Origin of the sequence: Corallococcus caeni (genome assembly GCF_036245865.1) — a bacterium.
Taxonomy (GTDB): Bacteria; Myxococcota; Myxococcia; order Myxococcales; family Myxococcaceae; genus Corallococcus; species Corallococcus caeni.
This window is the reverse complement of record NZ_BTTW01000002.1, coordinates 1,101,134-1,126,461: the sequence shown is the minus strand read 5'-3', so window position 1 is coordinate 1,126,461 and position 25,328 is coordinate 1,101,134. Positions and strand designations below refer to the sequence as shown.

Genomic DNA, 25,328 nt, shown 5'->3' with positions numbered 1-25,328 from the left:
CCAGACGAACGGGTCCCGTGCGCCTTCCTCGCGAAGCGCCGTGGGCCTTCACGTCTTTCGAGGCCCTGGCGGGGGCAAGGAGCGGAACATGAAGGCAGTCGTTTTCCACGGCATTGGGGACATCCGGCTGGACGACGTCGCGGAGCCGAAGCTGAAGGAGCCCACGGACGCCATCATCAGGCTGACGGCCAGCGCCATCTGCGGCACGGACCTGCACATGATCCGCGGCACCATGCCCGGCATGAAGCCCGGCACCATCCTGGGCCACGAGGGCGTGGGCGTCATCGAGGAGCTGGGCAAGGACGTGCGCAACTTCAACGTGGGTGACCGCGTGGTCATCTGCTCCACCATCGGGTGCGGCAACTGCTCGTACTGCCGCGCGGGCTACTACGCCCAGTGCAACGACGCGAACCCCAACGGTCCCGACGCGGGCACCGCCTTCTTCGGCGGTCCGGAGATGACGGGCCCCTTCGACGGCATGCAGGCGGAGAAGGCGCGCATCCCGTTCGCGGCCGTCACCATGGTGAAGGTGCCCGAGGGCGTCACCGACGACCAGGCCATCCTCGTCTCCGACATCTTCCCCACGGGCTACTTCGGCGCGGAGATGGCGGAAATCAAACCCGGTGACACCGTGGCGGTGTTCGGCTGCGGGCCGGTGGGCCTGTTCGCCATCGTGAGCGCGAAGCTGCTGGGCGCGGGTCGCATCTTCGCCATCGACAGCCACGAGGACCGGCTGGCGCTCGCGAAGGCGCAGGGCGCGGAGGTCATCAACTTCGAGGAGGAGGACCCGGTGGAGACGCTCAAGCGCTTCACCGGCGGCATCGGCGTGGACCGCGCCATCGACGCGGTGGGCGTGGACGCGCAGCACGCTCACCACGGCCCGGCCGCCAAGAAGGCCAAGGCGGAGAAGCCCGAGTTCAAGCGCGAGGTGGAGATGGTCGCCCCGAAGCAGAAGCCGGACGGCGACAACTGGGTGCCCGGCGACGCGCCGTCCCAGGCCGCGCAGTGGGCGGTGCAGTCGCTGGCCAAGGCCGGCACGCTGTCCATCATCGGCGTGTACCCGCAGACGATGAACGCGTTCCCCATTGGCGCGGCGATGAACAAGAACCTCACCCTGCGCATGGGCAACTGCAACCACCGCAAGTACATCCCCAAGCTGCTGGAGCTGGTGCGCTCCGGCGCCGTCGACCCCACGGCCATCCTGAGCCACGTGAAGTCCATGACCTCCGCCATCGATGCGTACCGCAACTTCGACCTGCGCAAGCCGGGCTGGGTGAAGGTGGAGCTGGAGCCGGGCGTCACGATCCAGTGACGCGCGTCACGCCTCCGAATCCAGGACGAGGCACGTGTCGCCGAACTCGTGCCCCAGGTAGCCCGCGGCTTCCGCGTGCGCCGCGGCCCGCTGCAAGAGCGCGAGCGGCGCGAAGGCCTGGAGCAGCGCATGGTGGCTGCTCCCCGGGTCGTGCACGCCGGTGAGCAGCCCGTGCACCACCCGGGGCACGTACCCGGGCCCGAGCAGCAGGTCCGTCACGGCCTCGCCCGGCACCAGCGCCCCGTGTTGCGTCGCGCGGCCTTCGAGCGCGCGCACCACGGTGGTGCCCACCGCCACCACGCGCCCGCCCCTCGCCCGCGTCTCCTCCACCAGCGCCACGGTGCGCTCGGGGATGTCGGAGCGCTCGGGCCGGGGCAGCGCCGCGTCCAGTGCCGCGTCCCCCGTGGAGGAGAGCCCCGCCGCGTGCGTGAGGGACGCCCAGCGCACGCCGCGAGCCTTCAGCCGAAGGAGCACGGAGGCGGTGAGGGGCAGGCCCGCGGAGGGCATCTCCGCGGCCCACGGCCGTGAGGCGTAGAGCGTCTGCACGTGCCACAGCGACAGCGGCCCCGCCGTGTACGCGTACTGCACCGGCCGGCCCGCCGCGTAGAGGGCCTGCCAGAGCGCCGCGCCGCTCAGGTCGAAGGCCACGCGCAGGAGCCGGGGCGACGGCGGCAGCACCTCCACGACCCGCGCGGTGAGCCCGCCCACTTCCAGGCGCGCGCCCACGGAGAGCTCAGGCGGTGGGGGCCGGTCCTCGGTGCGCCGGCGCCAGTCTCCCGCGCCGAAGAGGACGGCGGTCCAGGTGTCGTCCGGTTCGTGGGAGAGCAGGCGCAGCTCGATGGGCGCGCCCGCGCCGGTGCGGCCCGTGAGCGAGCCGGGCAGCGTGGCCGCGTCGTTCATCACCAGCAGGTCGCCTTCGCGCAGGAGCTGGGGCAGCTCCGAGGCGACGGTGTCGGTGAAGCGGTCCCGGCGGGGCTCGACGTGCAGGAGCCTCGCGGTGTCGGGGCGTTCCCGGGGCCAGCGGGCGGCGTTCATGCGGCCTCCCATTTCGCGGCCTCGAAGCGCTGACCGGAGGCGGTGTCGCGGGCCTCCACGAGCGCGAGGATGCGCGCGGCCACGGCCTCCGGCTTCGCCAGCGTCGCGGGGTCGGCGTCCGGGAGCGCGTCGGCGTGCATGCGCGTGTCCATGTCACCAGGGTCCACGGTGAGCAGGCGCACGCCGCTGCCCTCGAACTCCGCGGCCCAGATGCGCGTCAGGTGCTCCAGCGCGGCCTTCGACACGCTGTAGGCGCCCCAGCGGGGATAGGCGGACACGGCGGCGTCGGAGGTGACATTGAGGATGAGGCCGCGGCCCCGGACCACCATGCTCCCCGCCACGGCCTTCGTCAGCCGGAAGGGCCCGAGCAGGTTGACCTCCAGCACCTGCGACACGTCCTCGCACGCCGTGTCCAGCAGGAGCGGGAGCGGCGTGGGGCCCAGGGTGCTCGCGTTGTTCACCAGCACGTCCAGCGGGCCCACCAGCGCGGTGGCCGCGCCCACCAGCGGGTAGATGGCCTGCTTGTCCCCCACGTCGAAGGCGAGCGCGTGCACCGCCAGCCCCCGCGCCTTCAAGGGCGCCACCGCCGCGTCCAGCGCCTTCGCGTCGCGCGCGACGCCCACCACCCGGGCGCCCCGCCGGGCGAAGGCCTCCATCAAGGCCCGGCCCAGTCCCCGGCTCGCGCCCGTCACCAGCACTGCTTGATTCTGTATGTCCATGGCTTTGCTCCTCCTTGGGAAGAAGGGATAGCCGAAGGGCTCCGACGGGATGGCAGGGACGCCAATGCATTGGCAGAATGCCAGCGCATGAGCGAAGAGGACCTTCCGGGCAGGCTGGCGCGCAACCTGCGAACCCTGCGGGAGACACGAGGCGCCACGCAGGTGCAGCTGGCGAAGCTGGCGGGCGTGCCCCGGGCCACCTGGGCGCATCTGGAGTCCGGCGCGGCGAACCCGACGCTGTCGGTGCTGCACCGGGTGGCGGGGGCGCTGCAGGTGTCCCTGGAGGAGCTGCTGGCCCGGCCCAAGGCGAGCGCCCGGCACTACCGGCGCGACAGCCTGCCGGTGCGTCAGCGGGGCGCGGCCTTCCTGCGAAAGCTCCTGCCGGATCCGCTGCCGGGCATGGAGTTCGACCGGCTGGAGCTGCCGGCCAGGGCGCGCATCACCGGAGTCCCCCACACGCCCGGCACGCGCGAATACCTGGCCTGCGAGTCCGGAACCCTGGCGCTGGTGGCCAGCGGTGAGCGCTTCGTGCTGGAGGCAGGCGACGTCGTCGTCTTCCGGGGAGACCAGAAGCACTCGTACGAGAACCCCGGCGCACGCACGGCGGTGGGCTACTCCGTCGTGCTGCTCGCGCCGTCGCTCTAAGGAGACGTCTCCCTGACACCGTGACGCGGTAGCCTCCCGCTACCGCATTCCAATGCCGTCGTCATGTCGGACCGGGGTGGAAGCATCCAGGGTGTCCGCCCTCCCAGGTGGGCTCCCCGGAGGTGGACGATGCGCGTGAGTGTCGTGGCGCTGTTCGCGGCCTTGTTGATGGTGGGCTGCGCGGGCGTGGAGACTTCTGCCACCCGAGGTGGTTCACGGGTCCTCCGGCAGCGCGCCGCCCATGTGTCAGACGCGTCCGACGAGGAGGAGGGCACTCAACGACTTCACCGGCGTCAATCCGTCCGCATGCCGATGGGGACGGTCCTCCTGACTCCTCCCGGGAAGCTGTCGCGGGAGGCCCTGGAGCTGGGCCTGATGGATGTGGACACCTTCGAGAAGTTGCTGGTGCGTGCTGGCCTGGAGGACGTGGAGGAACTCCCCCTGCGCCGCAATCCCTTCACTCCGGACGACGCGGTGGAGGTGCTGGGCCGGTTGATGGAGAAGCCGGTGACGCTCGGCACCTTTCCGCCCCGCATGGCCGCGGGCTTCCTGATGCGGGAGGTGTTGGAGCGCGGCGAGGTCTCTCGCGAGGAGATGGGGCGGCGGGTGGCGCGCTTCGCCCGCGAGCAGGTGGCGGTGCTGCGGCCGGACGGCTACCTCGCGTGGGCGCTCAACGGGCGCACGCAGCAGAAGGTCGCCACGATTGAGTGGAGGAACGGAGCCTTCCGCGCGGGCAACTTCGAACTGGGGCGCTTCTACAGCGCCAAGGGCGGCGTCTTCCGTCAGGTCGATGCCCAGCTCCAGGCATCGGACCCGCGCCCCCTGGCCGAGGTGTACGACGATGCGGACGTCCTCGGCCGCTCGCTGGATGGCGCGGAGGACGCCTTCGTGGAGCTGTACCACGCGCTGGGGCAACTCCTCTCCCGTCCTGCGGACAGCATCGCGGGACTGCGCCACCTCCCGGCGGGCGTCGTGGCCCTCATCGAGTCATCGCCCGAGTACTGGGAGCGCTTCCAGTACATGACGGCCGGCGAGCAGATCCGCGAGGCGGCCCGGCTGACGACGGGGGTGCTCGTCACCTGGGGCTCGGCATCGGCCACGACTCGGACGCTGAAGGGGCTGGCATCGGGCGCTGAGGCCACTCTGCCCGTGCTGTCGCTTTCAGCAGAGGGCGCACTGGTGCTGGAACGGGTTTCAGTACCAGTCGGGCGTACAGCGGCGGTGTTGAGCGGCGCTCCCGGTGCGGCCATCATCCTCCAACGCGTTGATGATTCAGGCTCGGGTGGCGGAAGCGGTGGCGGTTCGCAGGGTGCTTCGCCACCGAACGGGCCCAGGGGCTATTCGTCCTTCAAGTCGTTCAAGCAGGCCATGGGGCCGGCGGGGAATGGGAAGGAGTGGCACCACATCGTGGAGCAGACCGATGGGAACGTGGCGCGCTTCGGGCCACAGGCGCTCCACAACACGGAGAACGTCATCCCATTGAGTGAGGCCGCCCACCGGCAGATCAGCGGGTTCTACTCCTCGATTCGTTCCTTTTCGCAAGGCAAGACCGTACGTGCATGGCTCAGCACTCAATCATTCGAGGCACAGCGAGCATTCGGTCTGAAAGCCCTCCGTGACTTCGGGGTCACTCCATGAAGCATGAGTCATTGAAGCAGGCGTCCATTCACGAACTGGTGGCAGCCTTCGCGAAGGCAGCGGAGCTGCATGGACAGGCGTCCATTGAAGGCGCTCACCGCGCGGCCAACGCGCAATACGTCAAGCTCAGCGCAGCAGGGCGGGAGCTGAGGACCCGGGGAGAGGCTGGACGTTCGGCCCTCACGGAACTGCTGCAAGACAGCAACCCTCGGGTGCGACTCTGGGCTGCATCCCATGCCCTGGAGTTCGCCCCTGTGCTCGCGGAAGCGGAACTGGAGCGGTTGTCCCAGGGCCCCGCGAGCGTCCTGAGGCTCGATGCCGAGATGACGCTCAGTGAGTGGAGGGCAGGGAATCTGAAGTTCACGGAAGACTGAACGAAGCCACCCGCTCCGCCAGCATTCTCCGGACATCACCTTTCAAGTCCAAAGCCTGTGGACTTTTCAGGTTCACCGTGCCCAGACTCCCGGGTGGCGCCGTCGCGCCGACACCTGGCCATCGAGGAGTCATGTCCACGTCCACCCCTGCCGGAGCGCCAGCGCACCCCAAGCCGGCACCGCGCCTCGGTGCCTTCCTGGCAACACCGGGCCAGCCCTGGCCGCTCTTCACCATCGACGGCGTTCGCTACGAGGCCCTTCGCGAGCTGGTGCGGATGCAGACAGGGGAGCTGCTGATGCTCGCCCGTCGCCACCCGGAGCGCGGGGACACCCTGCCAGGGCTCTGCCTCGTGCGGCGGCTGGCCAACCCCTCCACCACGCTGCGCCGCACCCGCCTGGGAGAGGAGATCCAGCTGGCCTTCCGCCTCCATCACCCCGCCATCGCCCAGGTGTTCCACCGCAAGGTGCATCGGGACGCGCTGCACGTGGTCATGGAGTACGTGGACGGCCCCTCCCTGGAGACGCTGGTGAGTGCGAGCGTGGCGCGCGGCCAGCCCGTCTCCGAGGCCTTCGCCCTCTACGTGGGGGCGGAGCTCGCCGAGGCGCTGGACCATGCGCACACCCTGACGGACGACGGGGGCAAGCCTCTGGGAATCATCCACCGCGACGTCAATCCCCGGCACGTCTACGTGGGGGCGCACGGAGAGGTGAAGCTCATGAACTTCGGCGCGGCCTACTCGCTGGTGATTGGGCGCGAGGAATCGCCCGCGACCCTCGTCCGGGGTGACGTGGCCTATGCCTCACCCGAATACCTGGAGCGGCTGCCGCTGACGCCGCGCTCCGACGTCTTCAGCCTGGGCGTGCTGCTGGTGGAGCTCTTCACCGGCAAGCATCCCTTCGACGTGCAGGACGTGCCCCGGCCAACCACCAGCCTGAGCCCGCTGCGGGTGGAGGTCCTCCCCTCGCTGCCGCTGACGCAGATGCGGGTGCTGCTGGCCAGCTTCGGCCCCGCGGAGGTCGAGGCGGCGGTCGAGCGGCTCTCTCCGGACGTGAAGCAACTGCTGCACGCGGCCCTGCGCTCCAATCCCGAGGAGAGGATCGCCACGGCGGCGGACCTGCGTGACGTCCTGCGCACGGCGCTCGTCAGGAGGCACCCGGGCTACGGCCGCCAGGAGGCCGCCAACGAAGCCGCGCGGCTGCTGGCGGACGGCGGTGTGCTCCGGGACGTGGTGGAGTTTGGCGAGGGCGGCCTCTTCCCGGAGGGGCTGGAGCAACACGAACTCGAGGGCCTGGGGAAGAAGTAGCGCCTTTCAGCGTGCCAGCACGGAGGCGACGTGCAGGAGGGCGTCCAGCTTCTCCGCGTCCAGCTTGCGCGCCAGGTGCAGGAGGCGCCGCAGGTCCGGCGCGTCGCCGTCTTCCCGGGGCGCGGGCTTCCGGCCCTTGCGCACGGCCCCCTCCGGCGTCAGGCCCAGCATGGTTTCGGGGGAGACGCGCAGCTCCTGGCAGAGGCGGTAGAGGGACGGGACGCTGGGCAACATCTTGCCGCGCTCCAGGCGGCTGTAGACGGGGTGCACCAGTCCAATGCGCTCGGCGACTTCGGCCTGCGTCAGTCCCAGATGCTCGCGGGCGGCGCGTGCCGCCATGCCAATGGTGATGCCGAGTTCTTCATTCATGGAGGGCGCGCAGCGTATCCGAGATGCCCGCCCCGGACCCTCGCACCCGGATGGCGTGCGGCCCCTGTTGGGAGGAGACCGCATGCAAGTGCCACGGGAGCTTGAAGGAAGGACGTCGTGAGGCCGCCCCCCGCCCTCCTGGTGCCCGGGGCCGAGGTGCTGGGCTACACGGTGGAGCGCCAGCTGGGACAAGGCGGCTTCGGCACGGTGTACCTCGCACGCAACGCGGGAAGGCCCTTCGCGTTGAAGCTGCTGCACCTGCCGCGTGTCGGGGAGCGGGTGGAGCGCGAGGTCTCCATCCTCCTGAAGCTGCGCCACCCCCACGTCGTGGGACTTCAGGGCTACGGGCTGTGGCCACCGGGCGAGCCGCGCTTCGCGCTCATCGTCATGGAGTACGTGGACGGGCGCCCGTTGGACGCATGGGCGGACGCGGAGAATCCGTCCGCGCGGCGGGTGGCGCGAGCCGTGCTGGACGTGGCGCGGGCGCTCGCGGCGACGCACGCGGCGGGGGTACTGCACCGGGACGTGAAGGAGGCCAACGTCATGGTGCGCGCCTCGGACGGTCTGGCCAAGCTGGTGGACTTCGGGATTGGCGACTACACGGGCGCACGGGGCCTGACGGAGGACATCCTTCCACCCGGCACGCCGGAGTACCGCGCTCCCGAGGCGTGGCGGTACTTCCGGCAGCACGCGCGAGTCCTGGGTGCCCGCTATGCGGCGAGCGCTCCGGATGACCTGTGGGCGTTGGGCGTCGTCCTCTACTGGCTGCTGACGGGGCACAAGCCCTTCGATGGCGAGGATGACGCGGCGTTCATCGAGGCCGTGCTCACCCAGACGCCCACGCCGCCGTGCGACGAGAACGAACGCGTGCCGCGGGCGTTGAGCGACGTGTGCATGCGGCTGCTCGAGAAGACACCCGAGGCGCGCACACCGGATGCCCTCGCCGTCATCGCCGCGCTGGAGGAGGCGCTGCGGGGCGCGGACGCGGCGTGGGACGTGCCCCTGTGCGACGCGTTCGGTGAAGACACCGCGACGACGCAGGGCCAACAGGACAGCTTCGAGAAGTGGATGAACCGGCCGAGGCATCGGCCGCGGCGGGGTGCACGCGCGGAGCCGGAGGCGCCACCGATGCCTGCCGGAGCCCCGACACGGGTGAGGGCGAGACCGCGAGCCTTCCGAGCATGGACCGCGATGGCCATGGTCCTGGCAATGGTCGCGGCAGGAGCGGTGCGGATGCATGGGACTTCGCATGCTCCCGAGGCGGTCCCGCTTCGTCAGGAAGTAGCGCCCACTGACAAGTCGCCTCAATCTGACCGGGCTGCGGCTCCCAGCGGGCCAGAGGCCACCGCCGCGGCCGTCGCCCTTCCCGCGACGCACCAGGAGGTCGCAGCCACCGTGACGACGCAGACGCCAGAGACTCCCTCCCTTCCGCTCCCCTCGAAGCCCGTGAGGAAGGTCCGGAGCGTCATGACCCGCGCGGCAGGCACGGCGGCCTGCACGGCCTTGATGGCCTGCCCCGGCCCGCAGGTGCGCCCTCCTCCTCCGCCCGAGCCCTGCCCCATCGGAGCAGTGAAGGCGATGCAGGAACGGGGCATCAGGATGGGGGACCAATACATCGCGGTCTTCGACTTCTCCCATCCGCGCATCATGTCGGTGTCGGAAGGTCCCGCCCAACTTCTCCTGGGAGAGAGAGTGGGAGACCTGCACAGCGGGACGGCACTGTCAGGCCGGCTCATCGTGAGGGATCGCGTCTATGGGCGCCTGACATGGGCGGTGACCAAGCCAGGCGACAGCTTCCCCGTGTGTCTGGAGGTCTTCGCGGAGGAGGGAGGCCGGGGCATGCCGAGGGAGCCTGGAGACGACTCAACGTCGAGCGCCCGGGTCTTCACCACGGTGCGTGTGAAAGCGGTGCATGAGTTCGAGTAGCAGGCTTGCCCGGGAGACACCGCCAAGTGCCCTCTTCATCCACGGCTGTCCTCCTGGGACTTCTGCTCGCGAGTGCGGCAGCATTCGCTCAATCCGAGTTCCCAGCCTCCGTGCCGGGCGCCCGGCGGATTGAACTGGCCCCTGACGGGAGTCCATCCATCGCGGAGATCGCGGTCAGCGCAGGGCTCTCCACGGGGCTCTATTTCGACTCGGACCTGATGCGTGACGGCATCGAATTGGAAGGGCGGGAGCGCTTCTCGCTGGTGGACATCGGCCAGGCTACCCTCCGCCTGGTTCCGTCTTCGCGTGTGGCCCCTGGCGAGCGCTTCCGGCTCGTCGTGCGATTCAGAGATGGCGCGGCACCGGTCAGTGCGTCCTTTCTCCTCCGGGTGCATCCCGCGAAGGCGGAACCCCTCGTTGAGATCTTTCGCGAGAAGCGGACGATCGAGACCTATCAACAAGAGACCCGGGAGGTCCGTGCGGAGTTGGAGCGCTGCCAGGACGAGAACTCACGGTTGGTGGCCGAGCATGAGGCCCCACCCGGGCTGGCGGGACTCCTCTCCACTGGAACCCTGGATGAGCACGGCGTTGCGGGGCGCGTCGTGACCAAAGACATTCCCCGGTTGGCTGGAAATGCCCTGGAGGCGATCTCCGTCACCACCTACCGCGCCAAGACGGCTGTTGCCGTGGTCGTCCAGTTGGCGACGAAGGCGGGTGCGCACCTCTGGAGCCCGAAGGGGGTGACACTACGGAGCAGGACAGGAGCGGAATTGAAGGTGCTCCGCATCTGGCAGCAGCCATCCACTCCCTTGGATGAGTCCCGAAGCATCGTGGTCGAGGCCGAGGCTCCGGAGGCCGGTGTCCAGGGACCGTTCTCCTTGAAGCTCTGGGAGGACGGGCCGCGCACCGTCACGCTGGGCAACGTGACGTTCCCGTAGTCACTGCCGCACCCGGCTGCCGCCTTCCTGACGCTTCCGGCGAAAGACACCGAAGCGTCAGCACCGAAGACGACGAGTTCGACGCGGCACTCGGGCTGCGCGCAATGGACAACATTCGGAACGGACCATGGTGACAGAAGACCGTCAGAACCTCGTCGAGGAGTTCGCACAGAACGTGGCCGCCCAAACTGACGCCATCTGGCGAGGTGACGCGAAGACCGGAAACAAGCATGCGGATCGATACATCGCGGCGTTCAAGAAGCTACGTGCCCTTGGGGATCCTGGGCGTGAAGCATTGGCGGTACTGCTGACGCATCCTCGGATGGATGTTCGGACCACTGCCGCGACCTGCCTGCTTCGTTACAAGACCGCGGAGGCTCGGGCGGTCCTTGAAGAAGCGGCGAAGGGCACGGGGCTCATCCCCTTCTGGGCCCAGCAGGCGCTGAAACGCTGGGAAGAAGGAACCTGGTCGCTGGACCCCGCTTGAGCGAAGCCACCCGCTGCGCCCCGCGCGTGAGTGTCACCTGGGGAAGCGGCCCTCCCGTTCAGGACCGGTACCGCTCCGCCTCATGGAAGAGCTGGGTGAGCGAGCAGTCCAGGAGCGACTGGCGGGACTGCATGTACCGGCGGGCGCGGAGGAAGGGCAGCCAGACGCGCCTGCCAACGCGCACCTGGGACTCCTCCATCTTCTGCCGCAACACCCACGTCCCTCCCAGTCGCCGCACCAGCACGTCCCCCAGGTAGGCCCCTAGCGCCGGTGCCGTATGCCCGTCGATGAGTTCGCGCGTGTACCGCTCGGGGAAGTTCTCCCTCCAGAAGTAGAAGTCCAGGTCCGTGAGAGACCCGGGCGTCTCGTCCATGATGGACGGCACCTTCGTGTGCAGCGCTGCCACGAGGCCTTCGGACAGCTCTCCGTAGGACGTGAGGACGCGCTCCGGATTCTCCACGTCCGAGGGAAGGGCGACTGGCAGCCACTCTTCCGGCTCAGGAGGCCGGAAGGCGTTGAGTTCGGCAATCTTCCGATGCCTCTCGCTGATGGCGAACGTGTCCGGCAACCGCGAGAGGAGCGGCGCCAGGTCAGGGTGGAAGTGGGGCTCCACCGGGGCGAGCTCGGCACTGCGCTCCCTCAGCGTGCGCAGCACCGTGTCGAAGTCGAGGTCTGGCCGCAGGTGGACATGCGCATGGGCCTGGGCCACGCGCGCTTCCTCGCTGGCGAACTCGGCGGCGGTGGGCCATAGCACCAGGAGGACGGAGCCGTTGGGAAGCTCCTCCACGAGGTGCGCCGGCGTCGAGAGCATCCGCTCCCGTCCTACGGACTCGACCAACTTCGGGCCGAAGACGTTCAGCCAGAACAGCTCGTAGACCTTGTCGAATCCGTCCCTTCGCGAAGTCGTTCCATCACGATTGAAGGAGGGAGCTCCTGCGAGCTGCCGATCCGCCATGCCATGGGCCATGGCATATGTCATTGGGAAGGACCGAGCCCAAACTCGGACCATTTCAACGAACTCCCGGCAGCGCTCCGCCCTCGAAAAGAAAGAAAGCGGCTGGAGCGCAATCGAGATCCCCAGTTCGGAGGGCGAGGCTGTGTCACCGAGGCTGAGTGTCATGTCCAACGCGGGAGCCATGGTTCGATAAAGCCCAATCGACGCGCTTCCGGCTCCGCGCTCTTCCTCAAGCGCCTTCGAGATTGCGGTGCGTGAATACTTCCGCCGCCGCCTTCCTTCGACAACATCCGGCATCCACTCGCCGGCATGCGCCTCAAGTGCATTCAGGATGGACTCCAACAGCGTTTCGAGCGCGACGTGCTCGGCGATTGCGCCGTCGACGAGCAGTCGCAGACGGTCCTCCGCTGGCAGCTCATGGAACTCCAAGATCTTCATTGGAACTGCACCTCCACACCGGCAACCTCACGCTCAGCCTTCCTCACTGAGCGTTGAAGCGCATCAAGATCTTGAGGCTTGAGCCTGCCACTCTCGTAGATGACTCGGACCCTCTGAACCTGCGCTTGCTGCACAAGCCCTGGTCGGCGGATGGACACCGTCTCCCCGTAGTACCGAAGTGCCTCACCAGCATCCTCAATCAACTGAGCTTGGAGCGGCTTTTCCCTCAACGATGAGAGGTCCCGGCTCTTGAAGCTGAACGTCTCCACGCGGGGCGTCGCGCCAGCTGCGGGCCCTTCTTCGATGACGAGCACATCCGCGAAGCGCAGGTCCGCCTTGGCCACCCCCACGTGCGTCTCGATGCGGGGCTGGTCGAAGTCCCTGAGCCACCGCCGCTGCGCCCGCGGGAGGGCCGCGTCCGCCTCCAGAAGGGCAACCATCTCCTTCTCGAAGGCCAGGCCGCGAGCGTACCGGTCACGAAGGAGTTGGTAGCCGGCCCACTTCAGGGGTCCCTTCTGCGCGATCCCCTGCTTGATTTCCGCGACCCGCGTCTCCAGATACGCCACGTAGTCGGACCAGAGTGGCGCTGCCTTGACCTCGGAGGGAGCAGCCCTCCGCAGTGCCTGGCGGTGCCTCGTCAGCTCCGCCACGTCCATCGACAGTCGCTCTCCCGGGAACTCCGCCTCCCACTGCTTGAACTTCGCCTCCGCCACCTCAGCGGGGAGTCCGGCGGCCTCTGGAGGCACGGAGGGCCGGGTACCGCGACTTCTCCCGGGGCTCCCGCCGGTGGACACAGCACTCGGGGGCTCGCGGTACCGCACCGCCAACGTGGCCTGTGCCTGAGCAACGTTGCCTCGCGCCTCGTGAAGAGCCAGCGCGCCGGCCTCGCCCCACTCCCCCACCAGGATGGCTGCCTCCCGATCCTGCTGGAGGTAGCGGGCCAACTCGCCCACGACGCTCTCCCCGACTCGCGCCTCCAACCTCTCCAGCACCGCCTTCAGTGCCTCCACGCGGGGCACCACCGCCTGGAGGCGAGCCCTTTCCAGCCGGGAGAGGCTGGCTTCACGGAAGGCACGTGCCCCCTTGCCTCCCGCGTACAGGCCCACCATGAGGGCCGCGGGCGCCAACTGCCGCGTGGCCTCCTCGTACTCACCCTTGGCGAGGGAGGCCGCGCCCTGCGCCGTCCCCGCCGTCAGGTGGTAGAAGCCCAGCGGCACGCCGAAGGTGAGGGAGTCAAAGGACGCCAGGGCCACGTTGCCCGGCGCGAAGGCCCCCAGGTACTGCGCCTTCTCCACCTCCCGGTATGCGGCCTGGTAGGACGGCGGAAGCTGCGTGGACAACGCGGACGCATGGATGCTCCGGCTTCCGCCGACGAGGGGAATGGAGGCCGCGACGTCATCCGCGGCCCGTCCCAGCCCGCGTGCGATGTCGCCCGCGCGAAAGTCCCGCTCCGGGAAGTCGGTCAGGGCCAGGCCCCGCTGCTTCAGCTCCTCGCGCACCACCTCCATGGCCCCCAGGGCGCGCTTGAGCAGCTTGTCCTCGGCCAACAGGAGCAAGAGCTGCCGCACCTCGTCGTCGTGGGCGGTGTGCAGGACGAAGAGGGCGAGGACTTCCGCCTTGGCCAGGCCGTGCTTCTCGACGGCGGTGGAGAGAAAGGCCGCGCGCTTCTGGAGGAGGACGCGGGCAGCCTCGGCCTCCAGGGGCCCCAGGGCGCCCAGCCGGACGGCGTTCCAGTCCGAGAGGGCTTCCACCAGCCGGGGCATGTCCGCCTGGCGCTGCAAGGCCAGGAAGGCCGCAGGCGTGGTGCACTCCAGGAAGGGCGCCAACACCTCCTCCGAGTCCAGGTGCGGCCAGCCCACGGGAACTTCCCCGCACACGCCTGCCAGGGCGCCCACCCCAGGCAGGGGCGCCGTCTCGCCGCCGCCGGGACTCGGGAGGGCCGACGTGGCCCGGCGACGGTGCAGGAGCGGTCCGGCCGTGGACTCCTCGTCGTCGAAATCCTCGAGCGCGTCGCCCTCGGGGAGACTCGCGACGGCACCGCGCCCCACGGCCCCCAGGGGCGTCAGGCCCGAGCCAGCAGCCAGGGTGGCGCCAGGGCCGGCCCGAGAAGGCAGCGAGGCACACCCCGCCGTGAGGAACGCCAGGGCCAGCACCATGATGCCCGCTCCGCCGCGCGGCGGTCGCTCAGCGCGCATTGTCCACCCCCAGCCCCACGGCCGCGAAGCCCCACGGCCGCAGCGTTCCCTCCGGCGTGGGAAACAGCAGCGTGCCGCCCTGCCCCAGCGCGTAGAGGTTGCCTCCCAGGAAGCGCCACCGGACCTCCCCCGAGACGACGTAGCGCGCTCCGGGCTGGCCCATGGCCGTCGCCAGCCCACCGACGCCCACCGTGAGGTTCCGGTGGAAGAGCTGCGCTTCCCCCCGCCCGTCCACGTCCACCCGGCCCCAGGAGAAGGCCTCCACCCCCAGGGAGAGGAAGAGATGTCGCTGGCGCATGCCACTCAGGCGCACAGCATCCCAGCCGAGAATCACCTCTCCGTAGGCCGAAGTCCCCTCCGGGAAGGACGCCTCCGCCAACGGCACGGAGGCCGGGCCCGCCACCTGGAAGCGCGCCAACTCGTAGTCCGGGCCGAAGGCGCCCTGCCGGAAACCGCCGCGCTGAAGGCGGGCCTCCAGACGGGCCCGCAGGTCCACCGTCGGAGTCAGCGCATCCACGCCCACGCCCACCACCGCGCCCCAGGCCCCGCCTGCGCCCGGGCGTCCGCCCCACCCGCCCAGCAGGTGCGCCTCCACCCTCTTGCCCTTGCGTCCTCGACGCAGCACCACGGCGGTGGCGTCCAGGTGCGCCAGCGTCATCGGCCTCGCGGCGCCGCCTATCCGCCCCCAGTCATGCACCGCCGACAGCGCCAGCGTGTAGCGCCCCGGGACAGGGGGCCGGCCGAAGAGGACGTGCTGCACGTCCAGGGCCACTTCGGCTCCCGCCAGGCGAGCGCTCAGCACGTCCGAAGCGAAGGCCTCCGCGTACACCGGCCCCAGCGTCCCCGTCGCGATGACGCTGGCGGGGTGGTAGTCGGGGTTGATGCGGTTGCCGTAGCGCCGCACCAGGTGCCCGGACAAGAGGGAGTAGCCCTCCACCATCCCCAGCCACACCGAGTGGGGCGTGTCTCCTCCCACCATGAAAAGGCGCACCACCTGTCCCCAGTCGGACAGCGTGTCCCAGTCCTCCTTCCTCACGAGGCCCGCGCCCGCCCCTCCGCCCCACAGCCGCAGCCGCACCGGCGCCCCGAGAATGAGGCGCGACGACTCCCCCGTCCCCAAAGCCACCATGGGCTCCAACTGCACGAAGCCTTCATCGGCGCCCTCGCCCCTCCGAGGCAGCAACGTCAGCGTCGCCGCGTCCATGCGCAGCAGGTTCGTCCACGGCAGTGTCGAGTCGGCCGTGGCGGGCGGAGAAGCCCCCTGCGCCCCTCCTGTCGTTGGCAACAGCAGCATCAAGACGACGGCCCAATTCCAATGCATGCCCATCGACGCCTCCGTGCAAGGCCCCAGCAGGGGCGCTCAGGACAGAGGTTCCCCGCTCGGTCCGACAGGACGGCGGACCGGGGGCATTGCATGGAGAAAGTCACGGGCGACCCGGCCCGTCAGGCGATGGCCAGCCGTGCTACGCCACGGCGCCAGGACGGGCCGACTCCAAACGCGCGAATCGGAATGACGGAGGAAGAGGAAGGAACCGGGTCCCTGGACCCCGCTTGAGCGACGCCCTCCCGCTACGCCCCACCGCCCTGCCAGATCAGCATCCCCATCACGCCCACGTCGCGCTCGCCGCCCGCGTGGAGCCTCCAGGGCACCGCCACTCCGAACTCCAGGGACTTCATGGGACGCGCCATCAGGCCCGGTGACAGCAGCATCGTGGAGGTGCCGTCCTCGTCCCTCCAGCCGGCCTCCACCATGGGCCGCAGCGGTCCCAACGCCAGCACCGCTCCGGCCGCGAGGTCCGGATGCAGCTCGCTCCCCAGCCCGCGCACCCCGGGCAACTGCTCCGCCTTGAGCTGGAGGTTGAAGCCCACCGGGCCCACGTCCTGATACGCCAGCAGGTACGGCTCGAAGCCCGGGCGGAAGCGGTCGTCCGCGAGGTCGCGCGTGGCCTCCACGTCCATGCCCAGGCTCAGCGTGAAGCCGCGCTGTCTGTCATTGACCAGCGCCAGCCCGACGCCCACCTCCGCCGTGTCCAACCCGCGCGGATCCTCCGGCGTCGTCAGCGCCACCTGCGCCTCCAGCTGGATCCGGTCGCTGAGGCCGTACTCGCCGAGCACCGGCACCTCGAAGCGCGTCTCGCCCTCCTGCCGCGTCCACTCCAGCCCCGTGCCCAGCTGCACCTCGCCACGCTGCTGCGGGGGCGCGCCATCCCCCAGGAAGAACTCCTGCACGCGCCCCTCCACCCCCTCCTCCGCGACCGCGGGCACCGCGAAGAGACCCACGACGCCTACCGTGACGAGCTGCCGTACGTTCGCCATGTCAGCAGGGTGGACACCCTCCTGAGACACCGGGGCCCCTCCTCCAGGCCGCCCACCGCCCGACTGCCCGACTGCTTCCCGGGAACAAACCCGCTGTCGCTCCGGGTGGAGGCTTGCGTCACCGTGCGTGAGGGTGGCAAAGCCCGTGGGCCCACTCCTTCGAAAGCGACCATGCCCCTCCGACCCCTCCCCTTCGCGCGACACGCCGTGGCCTTGCTGGCGGCCCTGGGCCTCACCGCCTGTGGCAGCAAGGAGGTGCGCCCGGGTGACGACGCTCCGCCCGACGAGAACCCCGTCACGGACCCCTGCGCGGAGAACACCACCGCGGATCCGGCCAGCGGCACCTGCGCCCCGCTGCGCTTGCAGTGCGCGAAGGACCTGGGCGGCTTCAAGACGGACCGCTACGTCTGGCGCGACCGCGACTGCCACGTGCGCTCCGTGTCGCTCGTGCGCAACGACGCCGCGGACCCCGCTGGCTGGAACGGCGGCTACATCCGCCGCTACACCTACGAGGTCGCGGGCGCCGAGCGCATCTGCGACGGCCAGAACCCCCAGGTGCCCGGCTGGGGCATGGTGACCAGTCACCTGAAGGAAGGCCCGTCGTGGGGCGCGTGGACGCAGGACGTGCGCGGCACCGGCCGCATCGTCTTCAAGGGCGCGCACCACGCGCTGCATGAGCTGAAGTGGCCGCTGTCGCTGGACGGCCACGTGGTGCAGGTGACCGTGCAGTACCTCTTCGCCACCGGCCGGGACCACCCGCTGTATGCCATCACCCACGACGCGTCTGGCTTCCCCGCGAACCAGATTGAGGCCGACGTGCGCTCGCCCTACGGCGACCTGGCCTTCGACGGCAACGCCAACACGGACATCGCCGGCCTGGGCTGGGGCGACCGCTACCGTTTCGTCACGCTGTCCTCCCCCGTGACGATGAACACCGGCTGGGACTACCGCGAGCCCAACGTCGTCCCCTACACGCGCATGTGGACCGCCGCACCGGACGCGGAGATGGGCGCGGTGCAGACCCAGACGTGGGAGCAGAAGCCCGCCGGCGGCTACTGGCTGTATCCGGAGTGGGGCACCCGCCACGCTGGCGGCCCCATGCCCCTGGACTACAACTGGGCCTACCAGCTCAACCAGTACGAGCTGCCCTCCGTCACCAACTCGCACCGGCTGGCGTGGGGCAGCAACTTCGGCGCGGTGGGCCTGTCGCAGTACCCGCGCCTGGGCGACGACGGCGTGATGCTCTCCGGCCACCCCTACCAGAGCTACTCCGTCTTCATGGTGCTGGGCACGCACGCGGCCAGCCCGGTGCTGTCGCTGGTGTCGGAGGTGGAGGCCTGGCAGGGCGTGAAGCTCACCGCCTCCGAAGGCACCGTGCGCACGCGCGGCCCTGGCGGCGTGGGCCGCACGGACGCCGTCCCCTATGACGTGGCCGGCTACAACCCCGTCTACGCCACGTGGGAAGCGGACGCCGCCTCCAACCGCGTGACGCTGACGTTCGACACCGCGGGCCGCACGCTCGCGCACCCGATGCTGGTGGTGCACGGCTACACGGCCGCCACCGCTCCGGCGAAGGTCACCCTGGACGGCCAGCCCCTCTCCGCGGGCACGGACTACTTCGCGTCCGTGGACGCGGAGGGCCAGTCGCTCTGGCTCACGCTCCAGCGCGACCTGAAGGGCGCCGCCACCCTGAAGGTGGAGTAGCCGCTCGCGAGAGGACTGGCCCCTGGCGTCCGCGTGGATGCCCAGGGCCGTCCGTTTCGCGCTTCACGCGGGAGCGTCAGTCCGCGTCGCCGCTGCCGCCGTAGCCCTGCGGGGCCTGCGAGCGCAGCCGCTGCCACTGGGCGCGGGCGTCCTGCTCCACGCGCTTCTGCTCGCCCACCTGGCGCCGGGCGTCCTCCACCCCGCGCTTGGCGTCCGCGACGGCGGACAGGTAGTTCGCCTCGGACATCTCCTTGGCGCGCACGTCGCCGCTGCGCTCCAGCGCCTTGTACTGGGCCAGGTTGAGCTCCGCGTCCGCCACCTTCAGCTCCGCGTCGCGCAGGTCCTTCTCCGCCTTGGCGGTGTCCGTCTTGCGCTCGTGCCAGGCCACCTCGGCGTCGGCGGCGGCGCGGCCGGCCTGGGCGCCGTCGAGCCTGGCCTTCGCCTGGGCGATGGGGGCCTGCTGGCCGGTGGCCTCGGCGGCCTTCACCGCGGCCCGCTCCGCCTCCATGCGGCTCTCGGCGGCGTCGCCGTTGCGGCGGGCCACCTCCGCGGCGCGCTCGGCGTCGCGCACGGCCACCTCGGCGCGCGTCACGTTGTCGGCGGCCTTCGTGCGGGCCAGCTGCGCGTCACGCACCTCGCCCAGCTGATCCTCGGGGATGCGCGCCATCATCTTGTCGTCCACGCGCGCGGCCTTCGCGCCGCCGCAGCCGGCGAGGAACGTCATGGACGCCCCCACCGCCAGCCCCACCATCCAATGCCGCTTCGTCCTGTTCTGGAACATGCTCTCGATCCCCCGTACGAAGATGACTGGGGAAGAACCTAGACACGCCCCCGCCACGCGACAGGCGCCACGGACGCAGGTGTTCCTCCGTGGAATCCGCCCCGGTCCGGGCTGGCCGTGGAGCAGGCAGGCTCCGGTCCATTTCCGCCGCGCGCCGTTGCCCTCCGGGACTTTCGTCACGGTGCATGTCCCAACCCGCACGGGGTGCGTGTCTCAAGGTCGCGCGGACGACGCGCCGCCCGGGAGAGGGACCACATGAAGCGAAGCCGATGGGGAGTCGTGCTGGGGACGAGCTGCGCGCTGATGATCGCGGCCTGCGGTGCCGGAACGGACGAGCCCGAGAACGCCGAGGGCACGGAGTCCGTGAAGATGCGCATCTCCCTCGCGGGTGACGCGTGCGGGGTCGTGGGGGCCGAGGCGACCGTGACCGCGCAGGACCTGCCGCCCACGCCTCCCCAGTCCCTGTACGTGGGCAATGGCTACATCGAGGGTTACCTGAGCAACATCCCCGTCGGGTCGCGGCGCATCGTGGACGTGCGGGCCTACAACGGCGCGGGGCGGGAGGTGTACGCCGGCAGCGCGGCCGTGGACGTGTACCCGGGCTCGGTTTCGTATGCGCAGCTCCAGCTGAAGCGCAATCAGCAGAACTGCCCGGGCACCGGAACGGGCGACATCTACATCATCGGCACGCTGGAGGGCTCCGGCCCGTCGCAGGACGCGGGATACGACGCGGGCCCGGTCCCGTCCGTCGATGCGGGCAGCGCGTTCGACGCGGGCTAGCGGCTCAGGTGCCCCGGCCGTAGAACCACGCGGTGAGGGCCAGGCGGGAGGCGTGGGCGGGCAGCACCTCGTGCTCCAGCCGCTCGCTCAGGAACACCACCAGGCGGTCCAGCACCGGCGCCACCTCCACCGGGTTGCCGGTGTCCTCCGGGAAGAGGCGCAGCACGCCGCCGTGCTCCGGCTTCCAGTCCGCGTTCGCGTACCAGATGGCGGTGAGCCGGCGGTTGGACTGGCCGGGGAACGCGTCGCGGTGACGGGCGTAGTGCGCACCGCCGCCGGGGTAGCAGGCGAGCTGCACGTCGAAGCGCCCCAGCCCCAGGTACGCGCCCGAGGACACGGCCTCCCCCAGCGCCTGGAAGCGGTGCCACAGGGCTTCGAGTTCGGGGGCCGCGCCGGGCAGCACCCACTCGATGTGGTCGCCGCGCACGGAGGTGTCGAGCGAGTGGTCCGCGCCGCGCCGGATGCCCGCGGGCTTCAGCGTCCCGGCCTCCACGCGCGCGAGCGCCGCGGCCCGCACCGCCCGGGCCTGGGGCTCGCCGAGGAAGCCATCCCGCACGAAGTACCCGCGCGAGCCCAGGGCCTCCACCTCCGCGTCCGTCAGCTCCACCGTGCGACTCCCCTTCCCGGGCGCCTGTCTGGAAGCCCGCGTCCGACACGCTGCCCCAGGACGCCCCCGTTGCGGAAGCGGGTAGACTTCCCGCCCATGGCGAAGAACGTCTCGCGAGCCCTGTCCCTCGTCGCCGCGGTCGCGCTCGGCGCGCTGGGGGCCTGGGTGCTGCTGCGCCCCGCGGCCCCCCGGCTGCCGGACACGGCGGCGGTGGTGGAGCAGATGCGGGAGGTGGCCCGGCTGGAGACGCTGGACGTGTCCCTCTACAAGAAGGTCACGTTCACGCCGGAGCCGCAGGCCACGGACGCGCTGTGGAAGGACGTGCTGCTGTGGGCCAGCTACACGCTCCAGGACCCGCACGGCCGAGCCATCGTGTTCGCGGACGCGCACCTGGGGTTCGACTTCCAGCGCTTCGACTCGAGCCACCTGCACGCCGTGGGCACGCGCGTGGACGTGCTCCTGCCGCCCATGCAGGTGACGGTGGCGCTGCGGCCCGGGGAGACGGAGGTCATCGACTCCAACCTGGACAGCGCGCAGACGGCGCAGCTGCTGGAGAAGGCGCGTCTGGCGTTTGAAAAAGAGGTGCGGCAGGACCGGCGCCTCCAGGAGAAGGCGCGACAGTCCGCGGAGCGCTCGCTGCGGGGCCTGTTGCTCACGCTGGGCTTCCGCGAGGTGCGGTTCGTGGAGACCTTGCCGGTGGGGAGCGCGGGATGACGGAACGTCTGGAGTTGATCCAGGGAGACATCACGCACGTCACGGCGGACGCCATCGTGAACGCGGCCAACTCCTCGCTGGGCGGAGGGGGCGGCGTGGACGGCGCCATCCACCGCGCGGCGGGGCGGGAGCTGCTCGCGGAGTGTCTCACGCTGGGCCGTTGTCCCACCGGGCAGGCGCGCATCACCAAGGGCTACCGGCTGCCCGCGGCCCACGTCATCCACGCGGTGGGCCCGGTGTGGCAGGGCGGGCGCAACGGCGAGGACGCCCTGCTGGCCTCGTGCTACCGCAACGCGTTCGCGCTGATGGAGAAGCACGGGCTGCGCACGGTGGCGTTCCCCTCCATCTCCACGGGCGTCTACGGCTTCCCCATCGAACGGGCAGCCCCCATCGCGCTGCGGGAGATCCGCGCGGCGCTGGAACGGCGGCCGGAGCTGGAGCGCGTCACCGTGGTGCTCTTCAGCGAGAAGGACCTGAAGGTGTATCAGCAGGCGCTGGGCGCATAGGTCACACGCTCCGCAGCGCGTCCCCTTCCAGCAGGAACACGCCGGGGACGCCATCCGGCGCGTGCCCCAGCGCGGCCAGCCTCCGCACCGAATCACCGTCCGATTCGCGGCACAGGAGCGCCACCTCGCGCCGGCCCAGGCTCACGCGCAGCGGGCCTCCGCCCGTGGCCGCGTCGAGCCTGCGGCGCTGCGACTTCGTGAGCAGCCGTGCGCCGTCATGGCCGTCGCCGCCCGTCACCGCCCAGATGCCGGAGAACGCCTCCGCCAGCCGCACCTCGCCGTGGTCGATGACGACGGGCCGCACGTCGGCGGGACGCAGCTCCAGGTTGTGCCACGCCGCCGCGTCCACCGCGTCGAGCGTGAGCACGGCGTCCTTCAGCGCGGAAGCCGGCAGGTAGCGCATGAACTCCGCGTCCTCCAGCACGTAGAAGACCTCCAGCCCCGCGGGCCCCGGCCGGAACAGCGCACCCTGGGTCCCCGCCACGAAGCCCGAGGGCCGCAGCACGGGGCGCAGTGCATCCAATGACACCCCCGTGGGCCCCACTCCGGAGGACAGCCCGCCCAGCCGTGAGGCCAGCGCCTCCACGTGCGCGGTGAGCCCTTGCGAACCTGGTGCCTCGCGATACGCGGCATACAGCGAGCCCACGTCCACGCGGCCCACGCCACCCGAGGCCAGCTTCACCAGCAGGTCGCGGCCCTGGCGCCGGAAGGCCACGCCCGCGCGGCCCAGCGCTGCGGTGAGCGCGGCGGTGAACTCCGGGCGCAGCACCTGCTCCTCGGGCACGGGAGGCGGAGGCAGGTCCGCGGCCTCCAGCTCCGCGCGCAGCAGCTTCGCCTCCGCGTCGAAGGGGTCGCGCTCCACGGCCTCGGCCACGTAGGCGCGGGCGCGCGCGCCCTCCCCCTGCCGCAGCGCGAGCACGGCCAGCACCTTGAGGGCCTCCGGGTCGCCGGGGCTCAGGACCAGCGCTTCGCGCAGCTCGGCCTCCGCTTCACGGTGCCGCTCCAGGCCCAGCAGCGCTCGCGCGAGCCCCAGGCGCACCTGGAGGTCCCTGGGAAAGTCGCGCCGCAGGGCCTGCATCAACGGCAGGGCCTCCCGCTCCGCGTCCGCGTTGACCAGGGCATGCGCCAGGGTGAGGCGCAGCGTGGGCCCGGGAGTGCGCGCGGCCTCGGCGCGCAGCGCGTCCAGCTCCGAGCCGCCGAGCACTTCACCCGCCTCCACCTTGCGGCGCAGGCGCTCCAGTTCCGCCGGGGAAATCACGCGCGGACTCTAATGGCCCACGCCGGGAGCGCCCAGCGCCGTCCTCCCGCCGAACCTGTCCGACTGTCGGACAGGTTGCGGCCGCATCGGGTGGGAGGCCGCGAACGTTCCCGCCCATCAATGCGTGGCGTCGTGCGGGCCTGGTTCCTCGGCGGGCTCGGGCTCCTCCTCGCCCCGGGTCTGGGAGAGGAAGTCATCCAGGGCGCCCACGTCGATGGGCTTGCGGAAGACAGCGTCCACCTGCGCGAGGCTCGCGCGGTTCTGGCCTCGCACGTCCATGCCGGTGACGATGGCCAGCAGCGCCTGGGGCGTGCGCTGCCGCAGCTCGCGCGCCAGCTCCCAGCCCGTCATCTCCGGCATCACCGCGTCCAGCAGCGCGGCGTCATACGGATGCTTCTCCCAGATGCGCAGGGCCACCTCCGGGCTGTGCGCCACCTGCACGTCGTAGCCCTCCTCGCCCAGCACCTCGGCCATCATCCGCGCGTTGTCCAGGTCGTCGTCCACCACCAGCACGCGGCGCGCGCGCGCCGGCATGCGAGGCACCCCTCCCGGCGCTTGCGGTATCGGCTTCGCGGACGGCGGCGGCGCCCCGGCCGACACGTCGCTGTAGCGCGGCAGCCTCACGATGAAGCTCGCGCCCGAGCCGTCGCGCCGGTTCTCCACCGTCAGGTCTCCGCCCCAGCGCTGCACCTGCGTGCGCGCCACCGCCAGGAACAGCGAGAACTGCGGCGCCCCCGGGTCCCGGCGCAGCGGGTCGAACAGGCCCGCCAGTTCGTCCTGCGCGTAGGGCCGCCCACCGTCCTCCAGGCGCATCTCCAGCCAGGCGTCCCCGGCCGGACGCGTGCGGACCACCAGCGTGCCGCCCGCCTCCATCCGGTCCCGCGCGGACAGGAGCAGGCTGACGATGAGCTCGCGGAAGAAGCCCGCATCCGCCTTCACGCCCCACGGGAAGCCCAGGTCCAGCTCCGTGTGCACCGGGTGCTCGCGCTGCTCCAGCTCCCCCCGGGCCAGCTCCAGGGCCTCGCGCACCGTCTGGTCCACCGGCACGTTGCCCAGGCGCTCCTCGGTGCGCTGCACGCTGAACTCCTGCAGCCGCGCCACCAGCTCGCCAATCTGGCGCACCGTCCTGTCCAGCGCCTCCACGTGCTCCGGCTTGTATTCGCGCTGCAACAGCGTGATGCGCAGCCGCAGCACGTTGAGGAAGTTGTTGAGCGCGTGCGCGGCGCCGCTCGCCAGCTGGCCCAGCGCCTGCTGCCGGGTGCGCCGCAGGAGCTGTCCCTGGAGCCTGCGCACCTCGTCGTGCGCGTTCTCCAGTGCCTTGGTCTTCACGGCCGCCTCGGTGCGGTCGCTGAAGGTCTGGATGACGCCCGCCAGGACCTGGTCCTCCTCCCACACCGGCGTGGCGCTCATCTCCAGCGTGGCGTCCCCACCGCCGGGCCGCTCCACCTGCATCATCACGCCGCGCACGGGCGCCTTCTCGCGCAGCGCGCGCAGGAAGGGCATGTCATGGACCTTGAAGGGCTCCCCCGTGGGATGCCGCGCGTTGACCTGGGTGAGCACGGGCCCCAGCGTGCTCGCGGCGCGCGCGCCCACCACCGCGCGCATGGGCACGCCCATCAGGCGGCTCACCGGCGGCGACGCGAAGGACACCATGCCGTCCGTCTCCGCCAGCAGGATGCCCACCTCCACGTGGTTGAGCACCGACTCCATCACCGCCGCCTCGCGGAAGCGGACCTCCTCCGTCTTGAGCACGCGCGCGTAGGAGGCCTGCGCGGACGCGTCCGCCTCCCACACCAGCTCCGACACCAGCTCCGCGACGTCCGCGTCGATGACGCCCCCGTTGCGGCGCGCGTAGACGTAGAGCAGCACCTCCTGGAGCGACTTGAACTCGCGCGTCAGGTCCTCGGGTTCGAAGTTCTGGTCGTACCGGAAGGCCCCGTGCGAGCGCACCACCTCCGGCCACAGCCGCACCGCGTCCTCGCCCCGGCTCTCCAGCAGGCGGGCAAGCTCATCCAGCAGATGGCGCAGCGGCGCGCGCAGGTCCCGGCCCGGGACCTCCACCTCGTACGTCTCCGCGCGCAGGCGCTTGGACCACAGGCGCGTGATGCGCTCGCCCTCGTCCGAGAGCAGGCCTGACAGCGCGGCGATGGCGGTATCGGAGGAAGGCACGCTCAAGGGCGCACGATGCGCACGCCCCAGGCGTCCAGCCACCCGTCCCCCCTGCCCACCCGGCGTGGGAATGTCCGGCGTCCCACAGCCCTGGCGTGCGGAAGGCGCCGAGGGCCCGCCTGCCCGGCCGCCCTGGCCGAAGGGGGCGTTCGTCCCCA

At 70.9% G+C, this 25,328-nt stretch carries 23 protein-coding genes; 12 read left to right on the top strand and 11 right to left on the bottom strand.

Annotated features, from left to right (window positions below; translation table 11 throughout):
- Positions 1-88: 88 nt before the first annotated feature.
- Entirely contained in the window at positions 89-1,312 is a 1,224-nt protein-coding gene (locus AABA78_RS12725) for a zinc-dependent alcohol dehydrogenase (RefSeq protein ID WP_338263243.1), read from the top strand.
- Between the two features lie 6 nt (positions 1,313-1,318).
- Here AABA78_RS12725 and AABA78_RS12720 read toward each other — a convergent pair whose 3' ends face one another.
- Both AABA78_RS12720 and AABA78_RS12715 read right to left on the bottom strand, forming a co-directional pair.
- Complete coding sequence (locus AABA78_RS12720; protein ID WP_338263242.1) at positions 1,319-2,347, bottom strand: S-adenosylmethionine:tRNA ribosyltransferase-isomerase; 1,029 nt, start codon at positions 2,345-2,347, stop codon at positions 1,319-1,321.
- Complete coding sequence (locus AABA78_RS12715; RefSeq protein WP_338263241.1) at positions 2,344-3,066, bottom strand: SDR family NAD(P)-dependent oxidoreductase; 723 nt, start codon at positions 3,064-3,066, stop codon at positions 2,344-2,346. Before AABA78_RS12715 ends, AABA78_RS12720 begins: the two co-directional genes overlap by 4 nt.
- A gap of 87 nt (positions 3,067-3,153) precedes the next feature.
- Here AABA78_RS12715 and AABA78_RS12710 point away from each other — a divergent pair, with 87 nt between their 5' ends.
- The 4 genes from AABA78_RS12710 to AABA78_RS12695 all read left to right on the top strand — a co-directional run bounded on the left by AABA78_RS12710 (position 3,154) and on the right by AABA78_RS12695 (position 7,027).
- Positions 3,154-3,711 (top strand): helix-turn-helix domain-containing protein, encoded by a 558-nt coding sequence (locus AABA78_RS12710; protein ID WP_120525222.1) that lies wholly within the window; start codon positions 3,154-3,156, stop codon positions 3,709-3,711.
- A gap of 129 nt (positions 3,712-3,840) precedes the next feature.
- Complete coding sequence (locus AABA78_RS12705) at positions 3,841-5,349, top strand: hypothetical protein (protein WP_338263240.1); 1,509 nt, start codon at positions 3,841-3,843, stop codon at positions 5,347-5,349.
- Complete coding sequence (locus AABA78_RS12700) at positions 5,346-5,723, top strand: DUF2019 domain-containing protein (protein WP_338263238.1); 378 nt, start codon at positions 5,346-5,348, stop codon at positions 5,721-5,723. Before AABA78_RS12705 ends, AABA78_RS12700 begins: the two co-directional genes overlap by 4 nt.
- A gap of 131 nt (positions 5,724-5,854) precedes the next feature.
- Positions 5,855-7,027 (top strand): serine/threonine-protein kinase, encoded by a 1,173-nt coding sequence (locus AABA78_RS12695; RefSeq protein ID WP_338263237.1) that lies wholly within the window; start codon positions 5,855-5,857, stop codon positions 7,025-7,027.
- 6 nt (positions 7,028-7,033) lie between these two features.
- Here AABA78_RS12695 and AABA78_RS12690 read toward each other — a convergent pair whose 3' ends face one another.
- A complete protein-coding gene (locus tag AABA78_RS12690) occupies positions 7,034-7,396 on the bottom strand; it encodes a helix-turn-helix domain-containing protein (RefSeq protein WP_338263236.1) in 363 nt (120 codons plus the stop codon).
- Positions 7,397-7,513: 117 nt separating this feature from the next.
- Between AABA78_RS12690 and AABA78_RS12685 the strand changes: the two genes are divergently transcribed.
- The 3 genes from AABA78_RS12685 to AABA78_RS12675 all read left to right on the top strand — a co-directional run bounded on the left by AABA78_RS12685 (position 7,514) and on the right by AABA78_RS12675 (position 10,747).
- A complete protein-coding gene (locus AABA78_RS12685) occupies positions 7,514-9,322 on the top strand; it encodes a protein kinase domain-containing protein (RefSeq protein ID WP_338263235.1) in 1,809 nt (602 codons plus the stop codon).
- A gap of 26 nt (positions 9,323-9,348) precedes the next feature.
- Positions 9,349-10,260, top strand: coding sequence for a DUF2381 family protein (locus AABA78_RS12680; RefSeq protein ID WP_338263233.1), 912 nt, complete (start codon positions 9,349-9,351; stop codon positions 10,258-10,260).
- Positions 10,261-10,387: 127 nt separating this feature from the next.
- On the top strand, positions 10,388-10,747 hold the full coding sequence (locus tag AABA78_RS12675; protein ID WP_338263232.1) for a DUF2019 domain-containing protein: 360 nt from the start codon (positions 10,388-10,390) through the stop codon (positions 10,745-10,747).
- Positions 10,748-10,805: 58 nt separating this feature from the next.
- Here AABA78_RS12675 and AABA78_RS12670 read toward each other — a convergent pair whose 3' ends face one another.
- The 4 genes from AABA78_RS12670 to AABA78_RS12655 form a co-directional block, all read right to left on the bottom strand.
- Positions 10,806-12,140: a hypothetical protein gene (locus tag AABA78_RS12670; protein ID WP_338263231.1), complete on the bottom strand. Its 1,335-nt coding sequence runs from the start codon at positions 12,138-12,140 to the stop codon at positions 10,806-10,808.
- Complete coding sequence (locus tag AABA78_RS12665; RefSeq protein ID WP_338263230.1) at positions 12,137-14,335, bottom strand: hypothetical protein; 2,199 nt, start codon at positions 14,333-14,335, stop codon at positions 12,137-12,139. Before AABA78_RS12665 ends, AABA78_RS12670 begins: the two co-directional genes overlap by 4 nt.
- Complete coding sequence (locus AABA78_RS12660; RefSeq protein ID WP_338263229.1) at positions 14,325-15,662, bottom strand: hypothetical protein; 1,338 nt, start codon at positions 15,660-15,662, stop codon at positions 14,325-14,327. The genes AABA78_RS12665 and AABA78_RS12660 overlap by 11 nt, the downstream gene beginning before the upstream one ends.
- 242 nt (positions 15,663-15,904) lie before the next feature.
- Positions 15,905-16,651 (bottom strand): hypothetical protein, encoded by a 747-nt coding sequence (locus tag AABA78_RS12655; RefSeq protein ID WP_338263228.1) that lies wholly within the window; start codon positions 16,649-16,651, stop codon positions 15,905-15,907.
- Between the two features lie 171 nt (positions 16,652-16,822).
- Here AABA78_RS12655 and AABA78_RS12650 point away from each other — a divergent pair, with 171 nt between their 5' ends.
- A complete protein-coding gene (locus AABA78_RS12650; RefSeq protein WP_338263227.1) occupies positions 16,823-18,355 on the top strand; it encodes a hypothetical protein in 1,533 nt (510 codons plus the stop codon).
- A 76-nt stretch (positions 18,356-18,431) separates the two neighbouring features.
- Here AABA78_RS12650 and AABA78_RS12645 read toward each other — a convergent pair whose 3' ends face one another.
- Positions 18,432-19,136 (bottom strand): hypothetical protein, encoded by a 705-nt coding sequence (locus AABA78_RS12645; protein WP_338263226.1) that lies wholly within the window; start codon positions 19,134-19,136, stop codon positions 18,432-18,434.
- 255 nt (positions 19,137-19,391) lie between these two features.
- Between AABA78_RS12645 and AABA78_RS12640 the strand changes: the two genes are divergently transcribed.
- Positions 19,392-19,916 (top strand): hypothetical protein, encoded by a 525-nt coding sequence (locus AABA78_RS12640; RefSeq protein ID WP_338263225.1) that lies wholly within the window; start codon positions 19,392-19,394, stop codon positions 19,914-19,916.
- A gap of 4 nt (positions 19,917-19,920) precedes the next feature.
- On the opposite strand, the gene AABA78_RS12635 is transcribed toward AABA78_RS12640, so the two are convergent.
- Entirely contained in the window at positions 19,921-20,523 is a 603-nt protein-coding gene (locus tag AABA78_RS12635; RefSeq protein ID WP_338263224.1) for a 2OG-Fe(II) oxygenase, read from the bottom strand.
- Positions 20,524-20,619: 96 nt separating this feature from the next.
- Here AABA78_RS12635 and AABA78_RS12630 point away from each other — a divergent pair, with 96 nt between their 5' ends.
- Together AABA78_RS12630 and AABA78_RS12625 are read left to right on the top strand one after the other, a co-directional pair.
- Positions 20,620-21,237, top strand: coding sequence for a DUF4230 domain-containing protein (locus AABA78_RS12630; protein ID WP_338263223.1), 618 nt, complete (start codon positions 20,620-20,622; stop codon positions 21,235-21,237).
- The gene (locus AABA78_RS12625) at positions 21,234-21,743 is read left to right on the top strand and encodes an O-acetyl-ADP-ribose deacetylase (RefSeq protein ID WP_338263222.1); all 510 of its coding nucleotides are present in this window, start codon (positions 21,234-21,236) and stop codon (positions 21,741-21,743) included. The genes AABA78_RS12630 and AABA78_RS12625 overlap by 4 nt, the downstream gene beginning before the upstream one ends.
- A 1-nt stretch (position 21,744) precedes the next feature.
- Here the strand turns inward: AABA78_RS12625 and AABA78_RS12620 are convergent, their stop codons facing one another.
- Together AABA78_RS12620 and AABA78_RS12615 are read right to left on the bottom strand one after the other, a co-directional pair.
- Positions 21,745-23,001 carry a tetratricopeptide repeat protein gene (locus AABA78_RS12620; protein ID WP_338263221.1) on the bottom strand — a complete coding sequence of 419 codons (1,257 nt, stop codon included), beginning with the start codon at positions 22,999-23,001 and terminating at the stop codon, positions 21,745-21,747.
- Positions 23,002-23,118: 117 nt separating this feature from the next.
- Complete coding sequence (locus AABA78_RS12615; RefSeq protein ID WP_338263595.1) at positions 23,119-25,170, bottom strand: hybrid sensor histidine kinase/response regulator; 2,052 nt, start codon at positions 25,168-25,170, stop codon at positions 23,119-23,121.
- Positions 25,171-25,328: the final 158 nt, after the last annotated feature.